Below are 20,592 nucleotides of genomic sequence, written 5' to 3'. Positions count from 1 at the left end.
ACAACCATGCGCCTCGATATTTCATGTTGTCAAGTATTTGGGTAGGATGAGCCCCATGGCCACCTCACGCACGGACCCCCTGACCCTCGAAGTCGTCGAGCTGATCGGCACGGTCGTGGCGCGCTACTACGAGGAGTACGAGCAGGCGGCCGCGCAGCACGCGCTGACCGGCGCCCAGGCCCGCGTCCTCGGCCTGCTCTCGCTCGACCCGCTGCCGATGCGCCGCATCGCCCAGAAGCTGAAGTGCGAGCCGTCCAACATCACGGGGATAGTCGACCGGCTGGAGGCCCGCGGCCTGGTCGAGCGCCGCCCCGACCCGGCCGACCGCCGCGTCAAGCTGGCCGTCCCCACGGACGAGGGCCGCGCCACGGCCCGCCGCCTCCGGGAGTCCCTGGACTTCGCCCGCGAGCCCCTCGGCGAACTGTCCGAGACGGAGCGCACCCTCCTGCGCGACCTCCTCAAGCGCATGCTGGGCGAGGACGTGACCGGCGGGCCCGGCCCGACCGGCCAGGCGTCCCCCGGGGTCTGACCCGGAAGGCAGGCCCCGGCCGCGCCAACGGCCACCGGCGGGACAGCCCCCTAGACGCACCACCAGAGGAAGCGGGTGCAGGTCGGGCTGGGCGTCGGGACGGGGGTCGCGCTCGGCGTCGGGGCCGTGGTCGACGGCGCGGGGCCGGTGGGCGTCGCCGTGGGGGTCCCGGTCGCTCCGCCGTCCGTGGCGGACGGGCTCGCGGTGGGTTCCGGGGGCCGCGTCTCCGGGTCGATGGGCGCCGGCGGGTCCTGAGGGGCGTCCCCGGCGCCTTCGCCCTCCCCGGCGCCCGTGCCCTGCCCCGTACCGGATCCGGAGCCCGTTCCGGCACCCGTACCCGCGCCCGAGCCCGAGCCCGTTCCGGGACCCGGGCCGCCGGCCTTGCCCGCGCCCGCCCCCCTGCCCGCCTCCGCGCTCACCTGGCGGGACCGGGTCGGTGCCGAAGCGACCGGCGACGGGTCCGTGCCGTCCGGGGCGGCCTCGGTCGTCTCCACCGGGTCGGGGTCGGCGTCCAGCGGGGTCGCGGTGACCTGCTGCTCCTCCACGACCGAGGCGGCGCCCAGCTTCTCCGGGTTCTCCAGGGCCAGGCGCGCCAGGCTCAGCGTCCCGGCGGCGAGCACCAGCCCGAGGGTCCCCACCAGGACCGCACGGCCCCGGCGGCTCCGCGCCCGCCTGCCCTTGCGCGCGGCGGAGCGGCCGCGGGCGGCGCGGCGCCCGCCGGCGGCCGGGCGCGGCCGCTCGACGACGTCGAGTTCGTAGACGTGCTCGGGCGCTCCGGGTGCGCGCTCGGGCGCGTCCTCGCCTCCGGCGGGCCGGACCGGCTCGCGGGTCCGGGCGGGCTCGTGGGCCTGGACGGGCTCGTAGGCCTGGACCGGCTCATAGCCCTGGACCGGCTCGTAGGCCTGGACGGGCTGGGCGGGTATGTGGGGGGTCTCGTACCGCAGTTCCTCCACGGGAGTCCCGCACCCGGCACAGGCGAGGGCCCCGTTGAGATGCCGCCGGCACGCGTGGCAGTAGTCCATGGGGCCCGCAGGCTATGCGGCCGGATACGGCCACAGGTAGGCGCGGAAGTGAGGATCCTGTGAGGAAACCGCAGGTCGGCGGCGGTGCGTCGTGATTCGCCCGCTTCGGGGTGTCCTGGCCGGCCCCTCGGAGCGGGCCCCGGGCGGCGCAGCCCAACGCGCGCCGCGCCCCGAACGGCCGGACGATTCCCACAGGACCGCGAAACGCGAAACACCTCGCCCGTGCCAGCACCGCACTCCGGAGGATCCGCCATGACCGTCAGCCTTGAGCAGCTGCGTCGTTGCCATGTCGCCGTCGACCTGGGTGCCGCCCGCACCCGGGTCTTCGTCAAGGGCGCCGGACTCGTCGTCGACGAGCCGAGCGTCGCCGCCGTCAACACCCGCACCGGAGCGCTGATCGCCGTCGGCGCGCTGGCCGAGAAGATGACCGGCCGCACCCCCGACTACATCCGGGTCGTCCGCCCGGTCTCGGGCGGCACGGTCGTCGACATCGAGATGGCGCAGCGGATGCTCCGTCATCTCCTCGGCGAGAAGCTGCGCCGTCAGCTGCGCCGCAAGCCCCGGCTGCGCGCCGCCGCCTGCACCCCGCACGACAGCGACCCGCTCGCCCAGCGCGCCGCCGTGGAGACCCTCGTCGGTCTCGGGGCCCGCCGGGTCGAGCTGGTGGACACGCTGATCGCGGCGGCCGTGGGGTGCGGACTGCCGGTCGAGCAGCCGACCGCGACCATGATCCTGGTGTGCGGGGCGGCAACGACGCAGGTCGCGGTCCTGTCGCTCGGTTCGATCGTCACGGCGGAGCGGATGCCGGTCGGCGGGGACGCCATCGACCACGCCGTCATCCAGCACCTGCGCCACCACCACGAGCTGATGCTGCCGAGCCAGTCGGTGCGCCCGCTGCAACTGGCCCTCAGCGGGAACGGCCTGACGCCCCACGGACCGGCCTGGACCGAGATCCACGGCCGTGACGTCGCGACGGGGCTGGCCCGTTCGGTGACCGTCGACACCGCCGCCGTGCGGGAGGCGATCCACACCCCGCTGACGGCGGTCCTCGACGGCATCGGGAAGGTGCTGCGGGACTGCCCGCCGGATCTGGTGGCCGACCTCGCGGACCGCGGGATCATGATGGTGGGCGGCAGCGCCCTGCTGCCGGGGCTCGACCAGATGCTGCGCGAGGCGACCGGCATGCCGGTGCACATCGCCGAACGGCCCGACGTGTGCGCGGTCCTGGGCCTCGGCGCGATGCTGGAGGGCAAGGTCCAGCCGATGGTCCTGGACCCGCTGTCGGAGCGGAACCCGCTCGACGACGACGACTGAGGCGCGACGGGGCTCCGGTCGGCCCCCACCGACCACCGGCCGACTCCCGGCCGACTCCCGGCCGACTCCCGACCGCCCCCGACCAACCTCCCGGCCGACCCCCGGCCGGGATCAAAACGACGAAACAGCCTGATTCGTACGACAATGAGACCATGACGATCATGGACGAGGACGCTCCCCGCCTGCCCGCGCTGCTCGAAGCGGTCCTCGGCGTCGGCACGGACCTCGAACTCCGCACCACCCTCCAGCACCTGGTGGAGTCCGCCACCGAGCTGACCGGGGCCCGCTACGGCGCGCTCGGGGTCGTCGACCCCGAGCGCCACCGCGTCACCGAGCTCTTCACCTCGGGCATGACGGACGAGCAGCGGCGGCGGGCCGGCCGTCTCGCCGACGGTCTCGGCGGGCCGGCCGGCGTCCCGGCCGAGGACCCGCGTCCGCTGCCGCCCGGCGATCCGGCGGCCGGCCCCCGCTCCCCCGCCGTGCCCGAGGGGCTCCCGGGGACGCGCACGTACCTGGGCGTCCCGATCCGGGTCCACACCGAGGTCTTCGGTCATCTGCACCTCACCGAGAAGCGCGCGGGCGGCTTCACCGAGGAGGACCTCTCCCTGCTGCGGGTCCTCGCCTCGCAGGCCGGGATCGCCATCGGCAACGCCCGCCTGTACGAGACGGCACGGCAGCGGGAGCGCTGGATCGAGGGCGCGGCAGCGGTGACCACGGCCCTGCTGACCGGCGCGTCCGCCGAGAACGCGCTGATGACCGTCGCCGAGCAGGCCCGCATCCTCTCCGGCGCCTCGGCCGGGGTGGTGCTCCAGCCCACCGCGGAGGGCGGCATGGAGATCGTGGCCGCCTCGACCACGGACGACCCGGGCGATCTGGTCGGCACGACGATCGCGCCCGGCTCCCCCGTCCTCGTCCAGCTCCTCGGCGGGGAGCCGGTGTTCGTGGAGGACTCGGCGACCGATCCCCGGATGACCACCCATGTCCGGTCCCGTTTCGGCCCGTCGATGATGCTGCCGCTGCAGAGCGGCGGGAAGCTCATCGGCACCCTCGCCCTCCCCCGGCGGCGCGGCGACGAGCCGTACTCGGCGGTCGACCGGCTCCTCGCCTCGCAGTTCGCCTCGCAGGCGGCGCTCGCGCTGGTCCTCGCGGACGCGCGGCACGACAGGGAGCGGCTCGCGGTGTACGAGGACCGGGACCGGATCGCGCGGGACCTGCACGACCTGGTCGTCCAGCGGCTCTTCGCCACCGAGATGATGCTGGAGTCCACCCGGCGGCGGGCGGCCGGGTCCTGCGACGAGGACGCGCTGCTCGGGCGGGCGGTGGACGAGCTGGACTCGACGATCCAGGAGGTCCGCACGACCATCTTCGCGCTCCAGCAGCCGCCCGCGGACGCGCCGACCTCCTTCCGGGGGAAGGTGCTGCGCGAGACCGGCGGGGCGGCGGTCCTGCTCGGCTTCCAGCCGTCCGTGCACTTCGCGGGCGCCGTCGACACCCTCGTCGACGAGGAGACGGCCGGCCGGCTCCTCGCCACCCTGCGCGGGGCGCTCGCGGCGGCGCACCGGCGGTCCGGGATCGGCGCGATCTCCGTCGAGGTGTCGGCGGGGGACGGCGGCGTCCGGCTGCGGGTCACGGACGACGGGACCCCGCCGACGACGGTGACCTGGCCGTAGGGGTCCCGGGCACGGACGGCGCTCCTCCCCGTACGGAGCAGCCCGGCGCGCCGCGCACCGCTCCCCGATCTTGACTGGAGGCGTGGACACCGAGACCAAGCCCCCGACAGCGGCGGCCTACCGCAATCTGGTGATGGCCACCATCGGCTTCACGCTCACCTTCTGGGCGTGGGACCTGATCGCGCCGATCGCGAGCTGGTACGGCGACCGGCTCGGGCTCAGCTCCTTCGAACAGTCCCTGCTGGTGGCGGTGCCCGTCCTCGTCGGCTCGCTCGGCCGCATCCCGGCCGGCGCGCTGACCGACCGGTACGGCGCGAAGCTGATGTTCCCGCTCGTCTCGGCGCTGACGATCATCCCCGTGCTGCTGCTCATCGTGGTCAAGGACAGTTACGGCCTGATGCTGGTCGTCGCCTTCTTCCTCGGTCTCGGCGGCACCACGTTCGCCATCGGCGTGCCGCTGGTCAACTCCTGGTTCCCGCCCGCCAAGCGCGGTCTGGCGCTCGGCGTGTTCGGCATGGGCATGGGCGGCGTGGCGCTCTCCGGCTACTTCACGCCCCGGATCGCCAAGCACGGCGAGAACCTGCCGTTCATCGTGGTGGCGGTCGCGCTGGCCGCGTACGCGGTGCTCGCCACCTTCCTCATCACGGACCGGCCCGACCGGCCCGTGCCGACCGAGCCCCTGGCGGCGCGGCTCGGCGCGGCGGGCCGGCTGCGGGTGACCTGGGAGCTGTCGGCGCTGTACGCGATCGGCTTCGGCGGCATCGTCGCGTTCGGCGTCTACCTGCCGACGTACCTGAAGACCTGGTACGAGCTCGACCCGACGGACGCGGGCACCAAGGCGGCCGGGTTCGCGCTGGTCACCGTGGTCTTCCGGCCGATCGGCGGCTGGCTCTCGGACCGGGTCCACCCGGCGCTCGTGACGGCCGTCGCGCTCGGCGTGGTCGCCCTCCTCGCGATCGTGCAGGCCTTCGACCCGCCCCTGAACCCCGGCGGCACGACCGCGCTGCTCATCATGGCGGCCGGGCTCGGCACGGCGAGCGGTTCCGTCTTCGCCCTGGTCTCCCAGGTCACCCCGCAGGCGAAGGTCGGCAGCGTGACCGGCATCGTCGGCGCGATGGGCGGGCTCGGCGGCTTCCTCCCGCCGCTGGTGATGGGCGCGATCTACAGCGCCAAGGGCTCGTACTCGATCGGCTTCATGCTCCTCTCGGACCTGGCGCTCGCGGGCTGTGTGTACGCGTACGGGCGGATGCGCGGGATCCGCCCGGACGGCGAGGAGCCGGCGCCGGGGGCGACGAAGGTCACGGCGGGCCGTCCCTGACGGACCGGCAGAATGCCTCCCGGCGACCCTCGCCCCCGACGACCCGAGGAGTACGACCGGTGAGTGCCTTCTTCCCGGCCCTGGCGGCCGGAGCCGATGCGGGGCGGCCCGCGCTGCGCTGCGGCGCGGACACCCTGACGTACGGCGAACTGGAGCGGGCCGCCGGGGCCCTGGCGGCCCGGATCGGCGGCACGCGGCGGGTCGCCGTCTGGGCCACGCCGAGCGCGCACACGGCCGTCGCGGTGGTGGGGGCCCTGCTCGCGGGCGTGCCCGCGGTCCCGCTCAATCCGCGGACGGGCGAGCGGGAGCTGGCGCACATCCTGGGCGACAGCGGGCCCGACGCGCTGCTCGCCGGGCCCGGGGACGCGCTGCCCGCCGGGCCGGCCGGGCGGCTCCCCCGGATCGACGTCGACCTCGCGGCGAGCGGCCCGGCGGTCGTCGAGCCGGGACCGGAGGCCGCGGAGTCCCCCGCCCTGATCGTCTACACCTCCGGCACCACGGGGCCCCCGAAGGGCGTCCTGCTCTCCCGCCGGGCGGTCGCCGCCTCGCTGGACGCGCTGGCCGGGGCCTGGTCCTGGACGGCGGACGACGTCCTCGTGCACGCGCTGCCGCTGTTCCACGTCCACGGACTGGTCCTGGGGATCCTGGGCCCGCTGCGGCGGGGCGGCGAGGTCCGGCACCTGGGGGCGTTCTCGGTGGAGGGCGTGGCACGGGAGCTGGGTGCCGGGGGCGGCACGATGCTGTTCGGGGTACCGACGATGTACCACCGGCTCGCGGACGCGCTCGACCGGGACACGGCCCTGGTCCGGGCGATGGCCGGGGCGCGGCTCCTGGTGTCCGGTTCGGCGGCGCTGCCGGTCCACGACCACGAGCGGATCGCGGCGGCGACGGGCCGGACGGTCGTCGAGCGGTACGGGATGACGGAGACGCTGATGAACACGAGCGTCCTGCCGGGCGCGGGGCCGCGCCCGGGGACGGTCGGGCTGCCGCTGCCGGGGGTGGAGCTGCGCCTGGTCGAGGACGACGGCGCGGTGCTCGGGGCGTACGACGGGGAGACGGTCGGCGAGGTGCAGGTGCGCGGTCCGAACCTGTTCTCCGGCTATCTGGGCCGGCCGGAGGCGACGGCGGCGGCCTTCGACGGCGACTGGTTCCGGACCGGCGACATGGCGGTGCGGGAGCCGGACGGCGCGGTGCGTCTGGTGGGCCGCAGGGCGACCGACCTGATCAAGAGCGGTGGCTACAAGATCGGGGCGGGCGAGATCGAGAACGCGCTCCTCGACCACCCCAGGGTGCGGGAGGCGGCCGTCACCGGTGAGCCGGACCCGGACCTCGGCGAGCGGATCGTGGCCTGGGTGGTGCCGGTGGACGCCGCGCGGCCCCCGACGGCGGCGGAGCTCGGCGACCACGTGGCGGGGCTGCTGGCACCGCACAAGCGGCCCCGGGTGGTGCGCCATCTCGACGCGCTCCCCCGCAACGACATGGGGAAGGTCCTGAAGAAGGCGCTGCCCGGGGCGGGGTGAGCCGTACGGAGCCGGGCCCCCTCCGATCCGACGGAGGGGGCCCGGTCCCGAGCGGTGCCGGCTGCTACCTCACGCCCACCGCGCGGATCAGTTCCTGCGTGACCGAGCCGCCCCGGTCGTCGCTCGCGCCGGCCCGCAGCGAGACGGAGGCCGCGCCGCGCGGGACGCGCAGTTCGCCGTTCCAGGCGGCGCCGTGGCGGTCCTTCCTGAGGGCGACCCCGGTCCAGGTCCTGCCCTCGTCGTAGGAGACCTCCAGGGTGCCGCCGGTGATGGTGCCGGTGCCGGTCGCGCCCTTCACGTACTCGGCGAAGATCCCGACGGGCAGCTTGTGTCCGGCGCGGACGTCACCGTTGAGGTCGGTGTCCACGTCGAAGCCGAGGTTGAGCATCGGCAGGTAGGTGGTCCGGTCCGACGGGGTCTCGGCGGAGCGGAAGGTCCACTCGCTGTGGCCCTTGCCGGCCAGTCGCCAGCGCGCCGGGTCGAGCGCGGTGTCGGTGACGACCTTGTAGGTGGCCTCCTCGGCCGGGGCGTCCCAGGCGTAGGCGCCGGAGCTCATCTTGCGGTCGACGCGGGTCCCGTTGACGTACACCTCGGTGTACTGGGTCATCGTGTCGTCGCTCCACACGTTGCCGAAGCCGGTGTGGTCGGTGCCGGAGTCGCCCCAGCCGGGGGTGTTGAAGCGCAGGTCGTTGCCGCTGCGCTCCTGGCCCCAGCCGAGGCCGGTGCCCAGCCACGGGTGCCAGACGGGGCCGAACCAGTCGAGGTCGACGCGGCTGCCGCCCCGGTAGACGGACTGGCCGCCGCGCTCCTCCAGGGATTCGCCGAGGTCGACGGACTCGTGCCAGCGCTGGCCGGTGCCGGTGGAGACGTACTCGGTGCGCTCGGTCGGGAAGGCGATCCACTCCTTGAAGCCGAAGCCGATCCGGAAGGTGTCGGTGATCGAGAAGCGGAACTCGCCGCCCAGCTCCGGGCGCTTGGTGGGCGCGTGGAAGGTGGAGGAGACGGTGGCCAGTTCGTCCCGGTCGGGGCGGAAGACCAGGTCCTTGCCGATGGCGCCGGGGTGCCCCTCGGAGAGGTCGTAGGTGAACGGGGTGAAGCGGGTGCCGGTCAGCTCCACGCGCTTGCCGCGGGCCGCGCCGGCGGCGAGCCGCCGGGCGTCGGCGGTGTTGACGGTGGCGACGGCGAGCGGCCGGTCCTCGTAGCCGGCGGTGCCGAACCACTTCATCAGCCGGCCGGGCCGGTCGTCGGTGACGAACAGGGCCTTGGCGCCCGCGTCCTGGGCGGTCTGGGCGAGCAGCGTCGGGTCGGCGCCCTCGGTCAGCCGGACCAGGACGGCCTTGCCCTTGGCGTCGCGGCCCGTGTACTCGGCGGGGGTTCCGGTGCCCGCGTCGACGAGGCCGAGGCGGTGGTCGCCCTCCAGGAGGGTGCCGCCGGCCTGCGGGGTGGCGTCGGAGAGGCGGGTGCCGTCGACGCCCGCTTCGAGCATCGGCTTGCCGAGGCGCCAGACGGTCCGGTACTCGAAGGTGCCGGTGGCGGGCTTGCGGGTGGGCGCCGCGAAGATCGAGTCGTACGTGGCCGGGACCTGGACGGCTCCGCCGTAGGAGGCGCCGTTCGCCTTCCGGTCGAACTCCATCAGGAGCTGGCGGGTCTCGGTCCGCTTCTCGACCTCGGCGCGGATCTCGCGCAGCCGCCGCCCGTCGAGGGTGATCTCGCGGTCGCGGTCGAGGGTGATCTCCGGCTCGGTGAGGAAGCCGAGGCCGAGGGAGTCCGCGCCCTTGGAGCCGCGCACGTCGAGGAAGCTGTCGACGGTGTACGTGCCGGGCTTGAGGCGCAGTTCGAGGGTGCCGGACTCGCCGACCGAGGCCGGGAAGGGGTCCACTCCCGGGGTGAGCTGCTGGACGCCCAGGTAGGCGGGGGTGGGGGCGCCGTCGCGGTCCTTGACGTGGACGGTGAGCGTGTAGCGCTCCTCCTCCTTCACCAGGCCGAGCGCGGTGTGCGCGACGGGCGCGCCGCCGGCGGTGGCGGTGATCCGGCCGGAGGACTGGCCGACGGGGGCCCTGGTGCCGTCGCCGGTCACCGTGGTGCTCGCGGAGCCGTGGGCGGGGACGGTGAGGGCGGTGTCGGCGAGGGCGGCGACGCCGGCCGGCATGCCCTCGACGGCGAGGTCCAACGCGACCGGCGCGTCGGAGGAGTTGGTGTAGGTGACGGTCCTGGTGACCGGCTCGCCCGTCTCGTACGGCCAGGCGACGTGGCCGAGGTCGGCGGAGCCGGTGGCGGTGATGTTCGCGGCGATGGCGGCGGCGACGTCGACCCGTCCGGAGCCGAGCGCGTAGGACGAGGCGTCGAGCGTCCTGGACGAGGACATCAGCGCGTCCTTGAGCCGCGGCCCGGTCCAGTCGGGGTGCTTCTCGGCGAGCAGCGCGGCGACACCGGCGATGTGCGGGGTCGCCATCGACGTACCGCTCATGGAGGTGTAGAGGCCGCTGCCGGAGACGAGCTGGGAGCGGGCGGCGAGGATGTTCACGCCGGGCGCCGACAGGTCGGGCTTGAGGCCCTGGTCGCCGTGGCGGGGGCCCTGGCTGGTGAAGTACGCGGCGCGGTCGCCGGAGTCGACGGCGCCGACGGTGAGCGCGGAGTCGGCGGCGCCGGGCGAGCCGATGGAGCCGGGGGCGCCGGAGTTGCCGGCGGCGATGACGAAGAGGGCGCCGGTCTCGGCGGTGAGGGCGTTGACGGCCTGGGCCATCGGGTCGGTGCCGTCGCTCGGTTCGCGGGAACCGAGGCTCATCGAGACGATCTTCGCGTCGATGTCCTTGGCGGCCCACTCCATGCCGGCGATGATCTCCGACTCCGAGCCGGAGCCCGCGTCGCTGAGGACCTTGCCGACGGCGAGGGTGGCGCCGGGGGCGACGCCCTTCTCCTTGCCCTCGGAGCCGGCGCCGCTGCCGCCGACGGTGGAGGCGACGTGGGTGCCGTGGCCGTTGCGGTCGGCGACCTCCTCGCCCGCGATGAAGGACTTGGACTCGGCGACGCGGCCCGCGAGGTCGGGGTGGGCGAGGTCGGCGCCGCTGTCGAGGACGGCGACCTTCACGCCCTTGCCGGTGAGCCCGGCCTCCCAGGCCTTCGGGGTGCCGATCTGGGCGTTGGACTCGGCCATGGCGGCCTTGACGCGGCCGTCGAGCCAGACCTTGGCGGGGGCGGCCGCGCGGGAGTTCGGGGCGGTGCGCGCGGTGAAGTCCCGCCAGAACGCGGCGGGGTCGGTGGCCGTGACGGCCGCGCCGCCGATGCTGGGCAGCGGGCGGACGGTCTCGGCGCCGCGCGGGGTCGCCGCCGCGGCGGTCCGCGCGCCCTTGCCGCCGTACGTGACGATCAGCGGCAGTTCGCCGGTGACGCCCTGCTCCACGAGGCCCGTGACGTCGAAGAGGCGCGGGTCGAGCGCGCCGGAGGCCAGGTGGGGGCGGGCCTCGTCGGGGATGACGGTGACCCGGCCGTCGGCGATCCGGCTCCGTATCGCGCCGGTGGCGCCCTCGGCCCGGTCGACGGTGACGGTCCGCTGTCCGCCCCCGAGGTCGGTGAGGGTGACGCGGTCGCCGGTGACGAGGGTGACGGTGGTGCTCGCCGCCGCGCCCTTGAAGGTGTCCGGGACGGCGGGGGCGGTGGTCCCGGCGGCGGCGGTCTGCCCGGCCGAGAGCATCACGAGGGAGACGCCCGCGGCGAGCAGCGCGATCCTCCCTCTGTCGAAGGGTGTGGTCCTCGACGGCATCGTTCGAACTCCTCGCGGACCCGGGGTCGGGGGTGTTTCCGGGTGCCGCGAGGAGTCTTGGCCCTGGGGGCGGGCGTTGACTCCCGTTACTCCTGGCGGTTATGTGCCGTGGCGGTCAACCGCCAGAACAGGACGTGCCGTTCGGGGAGAATTGCTCACGGAGTCGGGTCGAGCGCGTCGTACCGGCGGAAACCGCGCCCGTACGCGGCGAGGGCGCCGACCGCGAGGACGCAGGCGATTCCGCCGCCCGTGACGGCGACGGCGGGCGAGGTCAGGTCGGCCACCGAGCCGGCGAGGAAGTCCCCGAGCCGGGGCCCGCCGGCGACCACCACGATGAAGACCCCCTGGAGCCGGCCGCGCATCTCGTCCGGGGCGGCGACCTGCATCATCGTGTTCCGGAAGATCATCGAGACGGTGTCGGAGTACCCGGCGAGGGCGAGCAGGAGCAGCCCGAGCCAGAGGTTCCGGGTGAGCCCGAAGACGGCGATGGCGGTGCCCCAGCAGGCGACGGCGATCAGGATCGCCTGCCCGTGGTGGCGGATACGGCCCTGCCAGCCGGAGAGCACGCCCCCGAGGAGCGCCCCGAACGCGGGCGCGGCGACGAGGAGTCCGGTGGTCGTGGCGTCACCGCCGTACCAGAGGACGGCGACGGCGGGGAACAGGGCACGGGGGTGGGCGAGGATCATCGCGCAGAAGTCCGAGAGGAACGTCATGCGCAGGTTGGGACGGGTGGCGAGGAAACGCAGTCCGTCGAGGACGGAGGCGCGCTTCCTCCCGGTCCGGTCCGGGAGCATGGAGGGCAGCCGCCACATCGCGTAGAGGCTCGCGGAGAAGGCGACGGCGTCGACCAGGTACGCGGTCTGGTAGCCGGCGAGTCCGACGATCAGGCCGCCGAGGCTGGGCCCGACGAGGGTGCCGAAGGTCATGACCATCGAGTTCAGCGCGTTGGCGGCGCGCAGCTGCTCGGCCGGCAGGAGCCGGGGGATCATCGCGGTGCGGGCGGGCGAGTTGAGCGCGGTGCACGCCGACTGCAGGGCGACGATCCCGTACAGGAACCAGACCTGGTGGAAGCCGGCGAACGCGGCGGCGGCGAGCGCGATCGACAGGACGGCGGAGCCGCAGGCGCTGTGGAGCCCGAGCTTGCGGCGGTCGACGGTGTCGGCGATCGCGCCGCCGTACAGCCCGAAGACGACGAGCGGGACGAGGGAGAACAGGCCGACGAGCCCGACGGAGAAGGGCGATCCGGTGATGTCGTACACCTGGAGGGAGATCGCCAGGGACGTCATGCCCTGCCCGACCCAGGAGACGGTGCCGCCGAACCAGAGGCGGCGGTAGTGCGCGGAGGTCCGCAGCGGGGTGAGGTCGGCGAAGAGCCTGCGGCGTTCGGGGGCCGGGGGTCCGGTCTCCGGCCGGGACGCGGGCCGGGGCTGGGGCTGGGGCTCGGTGGCGGTCACGCGATGTCGTACCGGAGCTCGGGGCGGGCCCAGTGGATGTGCCCGGTGGGCGGCACGGCCCCGGTGCGGACGGCGCCGGTCCGCAGGTAGAACTCCTCGGCGGGCGGATGCGCGACGACCCGCACGGCCTTGAGCCCGGCGGCTCCGGCCTGCCCGGTCATGTGCTCCATGAGCAGCCGTCCGACGCCCTGCCCCTGCGCGCTGTCGGCGACGAACGCGAGGTCGAGCTCGGCGTCGTCGACGAGGAGCGCGTAGAAGCCGAGCACGCGGTCGCTCGCGTCGACGGCGACGAAGACGGGATGGTGCTCGATGTACGCTCCACCGACCTGGTACCCCTCGACCATGGCGGCGTACTCCCCCCGGTAGGCACGGGAGGTCCGGACGAGCCGGGTGAGCCGCTTGGAATCCTCGGCGGTGGCACGCCGGACGGTGAACTCGGACATGGAGCGAGTATAGGGGCGATTACGGTTTTCGATCCTTACGTTTTCGTGAACGGGAGCGGGGCGGGCGGGAGCGGGGGCAGGGCCCCGGCTGTGGCTGCGCCTGTCGCCCCCGCGCCCGAACCGGCCTACCCCGCGCGTTCGGCCTCCGCCACCGCCGCCTCGTGGGTCAGCGAGGCGCCGTGGGTGTGGGCCGCCGCGAAGGCGGGGGCGCCCAGCGCCGTCCGGGCCACCGCCTCCGTACGGTCGACGTCCGCGCGTTCCGCCGGGGGCAGCGGCGCACCCGTCGAGGCGCGCAGGACGGCCGCGGCACCGAGCAGCAGCGCGGCCCCCCGCGCCCGGCCGTCCAGGGCGTGGGCCGAGGCCAGGCCCTCCAGGGCCAGCGCCACCGCCCGGGGGTCGCCCGAGGTCGACGCGGTGCCGTACCCCTCCGCCTGGAGCTCCAGCGCCGCCGCCACGTCGCCGCGCGCGAGCGCCGAGAAACCCAGCTCGGCCAGGATCAGCGCGTTGGCGCAGTCGAGCCCGACCGCCCGGTGCCAGTCGAGGACCTCCCGCATGTGCCCCTCGGCCTCCTCGACCAGGCCCTCCCGCCGGGCGCCCAGACCGAGCCCGAGGACCGCGTTGATCTCACCCGCGCGGAACCCGACCTCGGCGGCCCGCTCCCGCGCCGCCGCGTGGTACGCCCGCGCCTCGGCGAGATCGCCCCTGAGCAGCGCCGTACGCCCGAGCCCGGCCAGCAGGTCGGGCACCTCGGTCGTCATGCCGAAGCCCTCCGCCGCCGCCAGACCCGCCCGCTTGAGCCGGTCGGCCCGCTCGTACTCCCCGTGGATCTCGGCGACGGTCGCCAGCGGGTACACCGACCACAGCCGGGAACAGGCGTCGCCCAGCTCGTCGAAGAGCGCGTCCGAGCGCGCCGCGTCCTCCTCCGCGCCCGGCACGTCACCGCCGAGGAGCCGCTGCACCGAGCGGTCCGAGAGCGCCGCCGCCTCGCCCCAGCTGTCCCCGCGCTCCCGGAAGCCGTCGAGCGCCTCCCCCGTCAGGTCGCCGCCCTCGCTCTGACTGCCGGTGCCGCAGAGCGCGTGCGCGAGGAACCAGCGCGCCCAGGGGCGGCCGGCCGGCTGCCGGGGCGCGGTCCCGTCGTACGCCGTGAGGGCGTCGGCGATCCGGCGCCGCCGGTCCGTGCCGTCGCCGCCCATGACGGCGAGTCCGGTGCGCCAGACTCCCACGCGGGCGCGCAGCGCGGCCACTTCGGGACGCCGGCCGGCTTCCACGGCGTCCTCGGTTCCCGTGGCGGCCCAGGCCCGCGCCGCTTCCGTGGACTCCCCCGGCTCCGTGACACCACCGCCCGCCGCCCGCAGCGCCGCCGTCGCCGAGCGGAGCGCCTCGCCGAGGCGGCCGCGCATGATCCAGTACCAGGCGAGCGCGTCGACGAGCCGGAGCGCCACCTCGGCGTTCCGCCCGGTGCCGGGGGCGGCGAGCGCCCGGTCGAGGGCGGCCCGCAGGTTCGGGGTCTCCGCGTCGAGGCGGACGAGGAAGCGGCGCTGGTCCGGTCCGCGCAGCGCGGGCCCGGCCTCCTCGGCGAGCCGCAGGTAGTGGGCGAGGTGGCGTTCCCGTACGGCCTCCGTCTCGCCCGCGTCCCGCAGCCGGTCGAGGCAGTAGGCGGCGACGGACTCCAGGAGCCGGTAGCGCGGCCCGTCCGGTCCGTCGACGACCACGACGAGGGACCGGTCCACGAGCCGCGCGAGCAGCCCGAGGACGTCACCGGCGGCGACGCCTCCGGCCGCACCGTCGCCCCCGTCCGCGCCGAACCCTCCGGCCGTACCGTCACCCCCGGCCGTACCGTCGTCCCCGTCCGCGCAGACCTCCTCCGCCGCGCTCAGGGAGCAGCCCTCCGCGTGGACGGCGAGGCGTCGGAGGACGGTCCGCTCCGGGGCGCCCAGCAGGTCCCAGCTCCAGTCGATGACCGCCCGCAGCGTCTGCTGCCGGGCGGGGGCGCCCCGCAGCCCCGCGTCGAGCAGCCGGAAGCGGTCGTCCAGCCGTTCCAGGAGCCCGTGCACGCCGAGCGCGCGGACGCGGGTGGCGGCCAGTTCCAGGGCGAGCGGGATGCCGTCGAGGCGGCGGCAGACGGCCCGAACCGCCTCCCGGGTGGCGGGATCGAGGGCGGCGCGGGACCCGAAGCCGGGCGCGGAGGCCGCCGCCCGCGCCGTGAACAGCTCGACCGCGCCGTCGCCGTCGAGCGGCTCCACCGCCCAGAGCGTCTCGCCGGCGAGTGCGAGCGGCTCCTGGCTGGTCGTCAGGACGACGAGGCCGGGCGCGGTGCGCAGCAGGAGTTCGGTGAGGGAGGCCGCCTCGTCGACGACGTGTTCGCAGTTGTCGAGGACGAGCAGGGTGCGCTTGCCGCGCAGGACCTCGGCGAGCCGCTCCCCCGTGGTGAGCGCCCGCTCGCCCTCGGGCCGCAGCCCCCAGGCGCCGTCGTCGCGGAGTTCGAGCGCGGCGGCGACGATCTCGGCGAGCTCCCCGCGCGCGCCGGCGAACTCGACGAGCCACACCCCGTCCGGGAACTCCTCGCGCAGCTGTCCGGCCGCCTCCACGGCGAGCCGGGTCTTCCCGACGCCGCCGGGTCCGGTGAGGGTGACGAGCCGGCGCTCGGCGAGCAGTCCCCGGACCTCGGCGACGGCCGCGTCCCGGCCGACGATCCCGGTGAGCGGCGCGACCAGGTTGCCCCGCGCGGGACCACCGGCCGCCGCCGGCCGGGGCGCGGGAACGACGGCGGAGAGAGCGGCCGAGGGAACGGCGGGCGAGGGCGAGAGCGCCGGCGTGGGCACGGGCGCCGCCATGGGCGCGGGCGCCGACAGCGAGGCGTCCTGGCGGAGCATCGCGGCGTGGAGCGCGGCCAGTTCGGGGCTGGGGTCGAGCCCCAGCTCGTCGGCGAGGAGGGCGCGCAGCTCCTCGTACCCGGCGAGCGCCTCGCTCTGCCGGCCCGCCCGGTACAGGGCGCGCAGCTGCACGGCCCGCAGCCGTTCGCGCAGCGGGTGGCGGGCGACCAGCTCCGCCAACTCCCCCGCAAGCAGATCCTGTTCGCCCAAGTCGAGGCGCGCCTCGGCCAGCGCCTCGCGCACGACGAGCCGTTCCTCCTCCAGGCGGTCGGCGGCGCCCCGCGCGAACGGTTCCTCGGCGAAGTCGGCGAAGGCCGGGCCCCGCCACAGGTCGAGCGCCTCGCCGAGCAGCCGCGCCCGGGCGTGCGGGTCGGCCGTGCCCCGGGCCCGCGCGGCGAGCCGCGCGAACCGGTGCGCGTCCAGGGCCCCTTCGGGTACCGCCAGGAGGTAGCCGGGTGCCTGGGTGACGACGAGTGCGCGCCCGCCGGGCTCGGCCTCCTCCAGGGCGCGGCGCAGCTGGGAGACCTTGGCCTGGAGGGCGCGCTGGGGGTTGCCGGGCGGTTCGTCGCCCCAGAGGCCGTCGACGAGGCGGTACGCGGAGACCGGTCGGCCCGCGTCGACGAGGAGCGCGGCGAGCAGGGCCCGCACCTTGAGCTCAGGGACCCGGACGGGCGTGCCGTCCTCGGTCCGTACGGCCGTCTCCCCCAGCACCCCGAATTGCATACGGCCACCGTAACCCGGCCCGCGGCGGGCCCGGATGGAGCCCGGACCCGGCCCGGGCCCCACTCGGACCGGCGCCCTGACCGGCCCCGAACCCCGGCCCGAACCCCACCCGAACAGGACCCGAGCCGGACCCGAACAGCCCGCCGCCAGAGTCGTCCCTGTCAGCAGGACAGCGGACAGCGACACACCGAAGACGAACCGAAGACGAACCGAGGAGCAGGACCATGAGCAGCACCCTCAACACCCCCGACACCACCACCGACACCGCCGCCACCACCACCGGCACCACCGGCACGCACCGCCGTCTCGCCGGGAGGACCGCCCTCGTCACCGGCGGCAGCCGGGGCATCGGCCGGGCGATCGCGCTCCGCCTCGGCGCGGACGGCGCCCGGGTCGGCGTCCACTACGCGAGCAACGAGACGGCAGCGAAGGAGACGGTGGCCGCGATCGAGGCGGCGGGCGGCTCCGCCTTCGCCCTCCGCACGGAGCTCGGCGTCCCGGGCGACGCCGACGCCCTCTGGGCGGCCTTCGACGCGGAGACCGAGGGCGACCACGGGCTCGACATCCTGGTGAACAACGCCGGGATCGCCGGCCCGGGCCTGATCCACGAGGTCGAGGAGGCCGACTACGACCGGGTGTTCGCGATCAACGCCAAGGCGCCGTTCTTCATCATCCAGAAGGGCCTCGGCAGGCTCCGCGACGGCGGCCGGATCGTCAACATCTCCTCCGGGGTCACCAAGACCGCCTTCCCGGGCATGACCTCGTACGCCGCCTCCAAGGGCGCGGTCGAGGTGCTGACCCTCACCCTCGCGCAGACCCTCGGCTCCCGGGGCATCACGGTCAACGCGGTCTCGCCGGGCACGATCGAGACCGACATCCACCCGTGGATGGCCGACCCGGCCGCCAAGGCGCACGCCGCCGGCTTCTCCGTCTTCGACCGGGTGGGGCAGCCGGACGACGTGGCCGATGTCGTCGCCTTCCTCGCCTCCGACGAGGCCCGCTGGATCACCGGCCAGAACATCGACGCGAGCGGCGGCTCCGGCCTCGGCCTCTGACCGCCCGCGGCACGGGGACACCGCCGCACCCCCGGCAACCGGAGCACCGCGCCACGCAGGCACCCCAGCACCCCAGCACCACAGCACCGCGACACCTCAGCACCGCAGCACCGCAGCCCGGCAGCCCCGCAGCCCCACAGCCCCGCACCACCTCAGCACCGCAGCCCCACAGCCCCGCACCACCTCAGCACGGGCAGCGACCCCGGGTACCACCCCGCGCTGCCCGTCCACCCCGGCTCCCCCACCCGAAGGACCCCACCACCATGACCCGTCATGTCCTCCTCGTCCTCGCCCACCCCCGTACCGACTCCCTCACCGCCCAGGTCGCCGCCCGTCAGCACGCCCGCCTCACGGCCGAAGGGCACACCGTCGACCTGCTCGACCTGTACGCCGAGGGGTTCGACCCCTCCCTCCGTCCGGCCGACGAGCCGGACTGGGAGGACCGCGAGAAGACCTACTCCCCCGAGGTCCACGCCCACATGGAGCGGATCCTGGCGGCCGACGACATCCTGGTCGTCTTCCCGGTCTGGTGGTTCTCGCCGCCGGCCGTCCTGAAGGGCTGGATCGACCGGGTGTGGAACTACGGCTTCGCGTACGGCCGGAGCCGCCCCCGCCTCGCGGGCAGGCGCCTGCTGTGGCTCGCCCTGATGGGCGGCACACCCGAGGAGATCGAGCGGCTCGGCATGGCGGAGGTGCTCGACCTCCTCCTGCGGACCGGGATCTCCACGTACTGCGGACTCCCGGACGCGGAGGTCCGCGCCCTCTACGGCACGGAACTGACAGGCACGGCGAAGGAGTTGCGCGCCGCACGGGTCGCGGAGCTGCTCGCGGCCTCGGACACCGAGGTGGACAAGGGGCTCCCGCGATGACCACGACCCTCACGGCGGGGCCCCCGGCCCCGCCCCGGGCCGGCGCCCGCCAGTGGCTCGGCCTCGCCGTCCTCCTGCTCCCGGTCACCCTGATGACCGCCGACCTGGGCGTGCTGTGGCTGGCCACCCCGTACCTCTCGGCGGATCTGCGGCCCAGCGGCGCCCAGTTGCTCTGGATCACCGACATCTACGGCTTCCTCACCGCCGCCACGCTGGTGATCATGGGCACGCTCGGCGACCGGCTCGGCCGCCGCCGGCTCCTGATGGCCGGTTCGGCCGGCTTCCTGCTCGCCTCGCTCCTCGCCGCGTACGCCCCGGACGCGGGCACGCTGATCGCGGCGCGCGCCCTCCTCGGCATAGCGGGCGCGGCGGTCCTGCCCTCCACGCTCGCCCTGATCAGCCAGATGTTCACGGACGCCCGGCAGCGGGCCACGGCCATCGCGATGTGGGTGACGGCCCTCTCGGTGGGGCTCGCGATCGGACCGGTGATCGGCGGGGTGCTGCTCGCCTCCTGGTGGTGGGGCTCGGTCTTCCTGATGGGCCTGCCGGTCATGCTGATCGCGCTGGTCACGGCGCCGCTGCTGCTGCCCGAGTACCGCGACCCGAACCCCGGACGCCTGGACCCGGCCAGCGTGCTGCTCTTCCTCCTCGCGGTCCTGCCGCTGGTGTACGGCGTGAAGTCGCTGGCCGCGCACGGCCCGACGGCCGAGGCGGCGCTCGCCTTCGCCCTGGGCGTGGCCTTCACGACCCTCTTCGTCCGCCGCCAGAACCGTCTGGAGTCCCCCCTCCTCGATCTGCGGCTCTTCGCGAACCGGGCCTTCACCGGCGCCCTGCTCACCCTGCTCCTGGGGATGACCGCGCTCAACGGCGTCGAGTACCTGGTCCCGCAGTACCTCCAGGCGGTCGCCGGACTCCCGCCGCTGGAGGCCGGGCTGTGGCTGCTGCCGGGAGCGGCGGGCCTGATCCTCGGTTCGCAGCTGACGCCCTTCGCGGCCCGCCGGGTCCGCCCGGCGTACGTGCTGGCCGGCGGGTTGTCCGTCTCGCTGGCCGGGTACGCGGTGATCGGGCTGGCCGAGGGGGTGACCCCGGCCGCCCTCGGGCTCGCGGTGATCATGTTCGGCGCGGCCCCGATCAGCGTCCTCGGTACGGCCCTCGCGGTCGGCTCGGCCCCGGCCGAGAAGGCGGGCGCGGCGGCGGCGACCGGTCAGACGGCGTACGACCTGGGGCTCGCCCTCGGCATCGCGGTCACCGGAAGCGTGGCGGTCGCCGTCTACCGGGGCGGTGTCCCGGCGGACGCCCCGGCGGCGGCCCAGGAGAGCGTGGGCGCGGCGCTGGCCCTGCCGGACGAGGGGGTACGGGAGCAGGCCCGGGAGGCGTTCACGACGGCCCTGCACTCGGCCTCGGCCCTGAGCGCGGTCTTCGCCCTGGTGACGGTGGCGGTGGTCCTGACCCTGCTGCGGAAGGTCCCCCGCACGTGAGGGCGGGTCGCGTCAGCGGCAGACGTTCAGGTCGTCCGGGTCGACGGCGTCGAGCCGGACGGCCAGTGCGTCGAGCCGTTCCCGCAGGTCACGGATGTCTTCGAGGGCGAGCCCGGTCGCGGCCGCGATCCGTCGCGGCACCGCGCGGGCCCGCTCCTTCAGCGCGGTCCCGTCGGCGGTGGGCCGCACGGTGACGGACCGCTCGTCCTCGGGGCTGCGGCGCCGCTCGACGTGTCCGGCCGCCTCCAGCCGCTTGAGCAGCGGGGAGAGGGTGCCGGAGTCGAGCCGCAGCCGCTCTCCGATCCCCTTCACGGGCAGTTCGCCGTGTTCCCAGAGGACGAGCATCACGAGGTACTGGGGATAGGTCAGCCCGAGCTCCTTGAGGGCCTCGCGGTAGACCCCGTTGAAGGCGCGGGTCGCCGCGTGCAGCGAGAAGCAGATCTGGTGGTCGAGCCGGAGGAAGTCCTCGTCCGGAACCGTGTCGAGCGTCTCCATGGCTCCAGGATACGCGAGGGCGCCTCATGCGCGATTGAGTTGTGCACAACTGAATCGTGCGCTATTAAT

At 75.1% G+C, this 20,592-nt stretch carries 14 protein-coding genes; 8 read left to right on the top strand and 6 right to left on the bottom strand.

The genetic code is table 11. The features are described from left to right. Positions 1-55: 55 nt before the first annotated feature. Positions 56-529 carry a MarR family winged helix-turn-helix transcriptional regulator gene (locus ABT129_RS12955; protein WP_351900209.1) on the top strand — a complete coding sequence of 158 codons (474 nt, stop codon included), beginning with the start codon at positions 56-58 and terminating at the stop codon, positions 527-529. Positions 530-579: 50 nt separating this feature from the next. On the opposite strand, the gene ABT129_RS12950 is transcribed toward ABT129_RS12955, so the two are convergent. Next, the gene (locus ABT129_RS12950) at positions 580-1,551 is read right to left on the bottom strand and encodes an SCO2400 family protein (RefSeq protein ID WP_502981739.1); all 972 of its coding nucleotides are present in this window, start codon (positions 1,549-1,551) and stop codon (positions 580-582) included. A gap of 252 nt (positions 1,552-1,803) precedes the next feature. Here ABT129_RS12950 and ABT129_RS12945 point away from each other — a divergent pair, with 252 nt between their 5' ends. The 4 genes from ABT129_RS12945 (at position 1,804) to ABT129_RS12930 (ending at position 7,373) form a co-directional block, all read left to right on the top strand. After that, on the top strand, positions 1,804-2,865 hold the full coding sequence (locus ABT129_RS12945; RefSeq protein ID WP_351900205.1) for a rod shape-determining protein: 1,062 nt from the start codon (positions 1,804-1,806) through the stop codon (positions 2,863-2,865). Between the two features lie 152 nt (positions 2,866-3,017). Next, positions 3,018-4,535, top strand: a complete 1,518-nt coding sequence (locus ABT129_RS12940) for a GAF domain-containing sensor histidine kinase (protein ID WP_351900203.1) — start codon at positions 3,018-3,020, stop codon at positions 4,533-4,535. A 133-nt stretch (positions 4,536-4,668) separates the two neighbouring features. Next, positions 4,669-5,853: an MFS transporter gene (locus ABT129_RS12935; protein WP_351900378.1), complete on the top strand. Its 1,185-nt coding sequence runs from the start codon at positions 4,669-4,671 to the stop codon at positions 5,851-5,853. A gap of 59 nt (positions 5,854-5,912) precedes the next feature. After that, positions 5,913-7,373, top strand: coding sequence for an acyl-CoA synthetase (locus ABT129_RS12930; RefSeq protein WP_351900201.1), 1,461 nt, complete (start codon positions 5,913-5,915; stop codon positions 7,371-7,373). Between the two features lie 64 nt (positions 7,374-7,437). Here ABT129_RS12930 and ABT129_RS12925 read toward each other — a convergent pair whose 3' ends face one another. The 4 genes from ABT129_RS12925 to ABT129_RS12910 all read right to left on the bottom strand — a co-directional run bounded on the left by ABT129_RS12925 (position 7,438) and on the right by ABT129_RS12910 (position 16,626). After that, positions 7,438-11,133 carry a S8 family serine peptidase gene (locus ABT129_RS12925; RefSeq protein WP_351900199.1) on the bottom strand — a complete coding sequence of 1,232 codons (3,696 nt, stop codon included), beginning with the start codon at positions 11,131-11,133 and terminating at the stop codon, positions 7,438-7,440. A 155-nt stretch (positions 11,134-11,288) separates the two neighbouring features. After that, positions 11,289-12,587, bottom strand: a complete 1,299-nt coding sequence (locus ABT129_RS12920) for an MFS transporter (RefSeq protein ID WP_502981738.1) — start codon at positions 12,585-12,587, stop codon at positions 11,289-11,291. After that, on the bottom strand, positions 12,584-13,030 hold the full coding sequence (locus ABT129_RS12915; protein ID WP_351900197.1) for a GNAT family N-acetyltransferase: 447 nt from the start codon (positions 13,028-13,030) through the stop codon (positions 12,584-12,586). Before ABT129_RS12915 ends, ABT129_RS12920 begins: the two co-directional genes overlap by 4 nt. 125 nt (positions 13,031-13,155) lie before the next feature. After that, positions 13,156-16,626, bottom strand: coding sequence for an AfsR/SARP family transcriptional regulator (locus ABT129_RS12910; protein ID WP_351900195.1), 3,471 nt, complete (start codon positions 16,624-16,626; stop codon positions 13,156-13,158). 224 nt (positions 16,627-16,850) lie between these two features. Between ABT129_RS12910 and ABT129_RS12905 the strand changes: the two genes are divergently transcribed. The 3 genes from ABT129_RS12905 to ABT129_RS12895 all read left to right on the top strand — a co-directional run bounded on the left by ABT129_RS12905 (position 16,851) and on the right by ABT129_RS12895 (position 20,028). Then, the gene (locus ABT129_RS12905; protein ID WP_351900193.1) at positions 16,851-17,681 is read left to right on the top strand and encodes an SDR family oxidoreductase; all 831 of its coding nucleotides are present in this window, start codon (positions 16,851-16,853) and stop codon (positions 17,679-17,681) included. Positions 17,682-17,944: 263 nt separating this feature from the next. After that, complete coding sequence (locus tag ABT129_RS12900; protein WP_351900191.1) at positions 17,945-18,550, top strand: NAD(P)H oxidoreductase; 606 nt, start codon at positions 17,945-17,947, stop codon at positions 18,548-18,550. Then, on the top strand, positions 18,547-20,028 hold the full coding sequence (locus tag ABT129_RS12895; RefSeq protein WP_351900189.1) for an MFS transporter: 1,482 nt from the start codon (positions 18,547-18,549) through the stop codon (positions 20,026-20,028). The genes ABT129_RS12900 and ABT129_RS12895 overlap by 4 nt, the downstream gene beginning before the upstream one ends. Before the next feature lie 12 nt (positions 20,029-20,040). Here the strand turns inward: ABT129_RS12895 and ABT129_RS12890 are convergent, their stop codons facing one another. After that, positions 20,041-20,523, bottom strand: a complete 483-nt coding sequence (locus tag ABT129_RS12890) for a MarR family winged helix-turn-helix transcriptional regulator (RefSeq protein WP_351900187.1) — start codon at positions 20,521-20,523, stop codon at positions 20,041-20,043. Between the last annotated feature and the right edge of the window lie 69 nt (positions 20,524-20,592).

The organism is Streptomyces sp. NPDC002057 (assembly GCF_040296665.1).
Classification (GTDB): Bacteria; Actinomycetota; Actinomycetes; order Streptomycetales; family Streptomycetaceae; genus Streptomyces.
Note: the sequence above shows the minus strand (reverse complement) of the source record. Positions and strands in the feature narration are given on the sequence as shown.

Excerpts from the sequence above, each read along its gene's own strand:
- ABT129_RS12895 (WP_351900189.1), top strand. The coding sequence starts at position 18,547 with ATGACCACGACCCTCACGGCGGGGCCCCCGGCCCCGCCCCGGGCCGGC.
- ABT129_RS12925 (WP_351900199.1), bottom strand. The coding sequence starts at position 11,133 with ATGCCGTCGAGGACCACACCCTTCGACAGAGGGAGGATCGCGCTGCTC.
- ABT129_RS12940 (WP_351900203.1), top strand. The coding sequence starts at position 3,018 with ATGACGATCATGGACGAGGACGCTCCCCGCCTGCCCGCGCTGCTCGAA.
- ABT129_RS12915 (WP_351900197.1), bottom strand. The coding sequence starts at position 13,030 with ATGTCCGAGTTCACCGTCCGGCGTGCCACCGCCGAGGATTCCAAGCGG.
- ABT129_RS12900 (WP_351900191.1), top strand. The coding sequence starts at position 17,945 with ATGACCCGTCATGTCCTCCTCGTCCTCGCCCACCCCCGTACCGACTCC.
- ABT129_RS12905 (WP_351900193.1), top strand. The coding sequence starts at position 16,851 with ATGAGCAGCACCCTCAACACCCCCGACACCACCACCGACACCGCCGCC.
- ABT129_RS12950 (WP_502981739.1), bottom strand. The coding sequence starts at position 1,551 with ATGGACTACTGCCACGCGTGCCGGCGGCATCTCAACGGGGCCCTCGCC.
- ABT129_RS12910 (WP_351900195.1), bottom strand. The coding sequence starts at position 16,626 with ATGCAATTCGGGGTGCTGGGGGAGACGGCCGTACGGACCGAGGACGGC.
- ABT129_RS12955 (WP_351900209.1), top strand. The coding sequence starts at position 56 with ATGGCCACCTCACGCACGGACCCCCTGACCCTCGAAGTCGTCGAGCTG.
- ABT129_RS12890 (WP_351900187.1), bottom strand. The coding sequence starts at position 20,523 with ATGGAGACGCTCGACACGGTTCCGGACGAGGACTTCCTCCGGCTCGAC.
- ABT129_RS12935 (WP_351900378.1), top strand. The coding sequence starts at position 4,669 with ATGGCCACCATCGGCTTCACGCTCACCTTCTGGGCGTGGGACCTGATC.
- ABT129_RS12945 (WP_351900205.1), top strand. The coding sequence starts at position 1,804 with ATGACCGTCAGCCTTGAGCAGCTGCGTCGTTGCCATGTCGCCGTCGAC.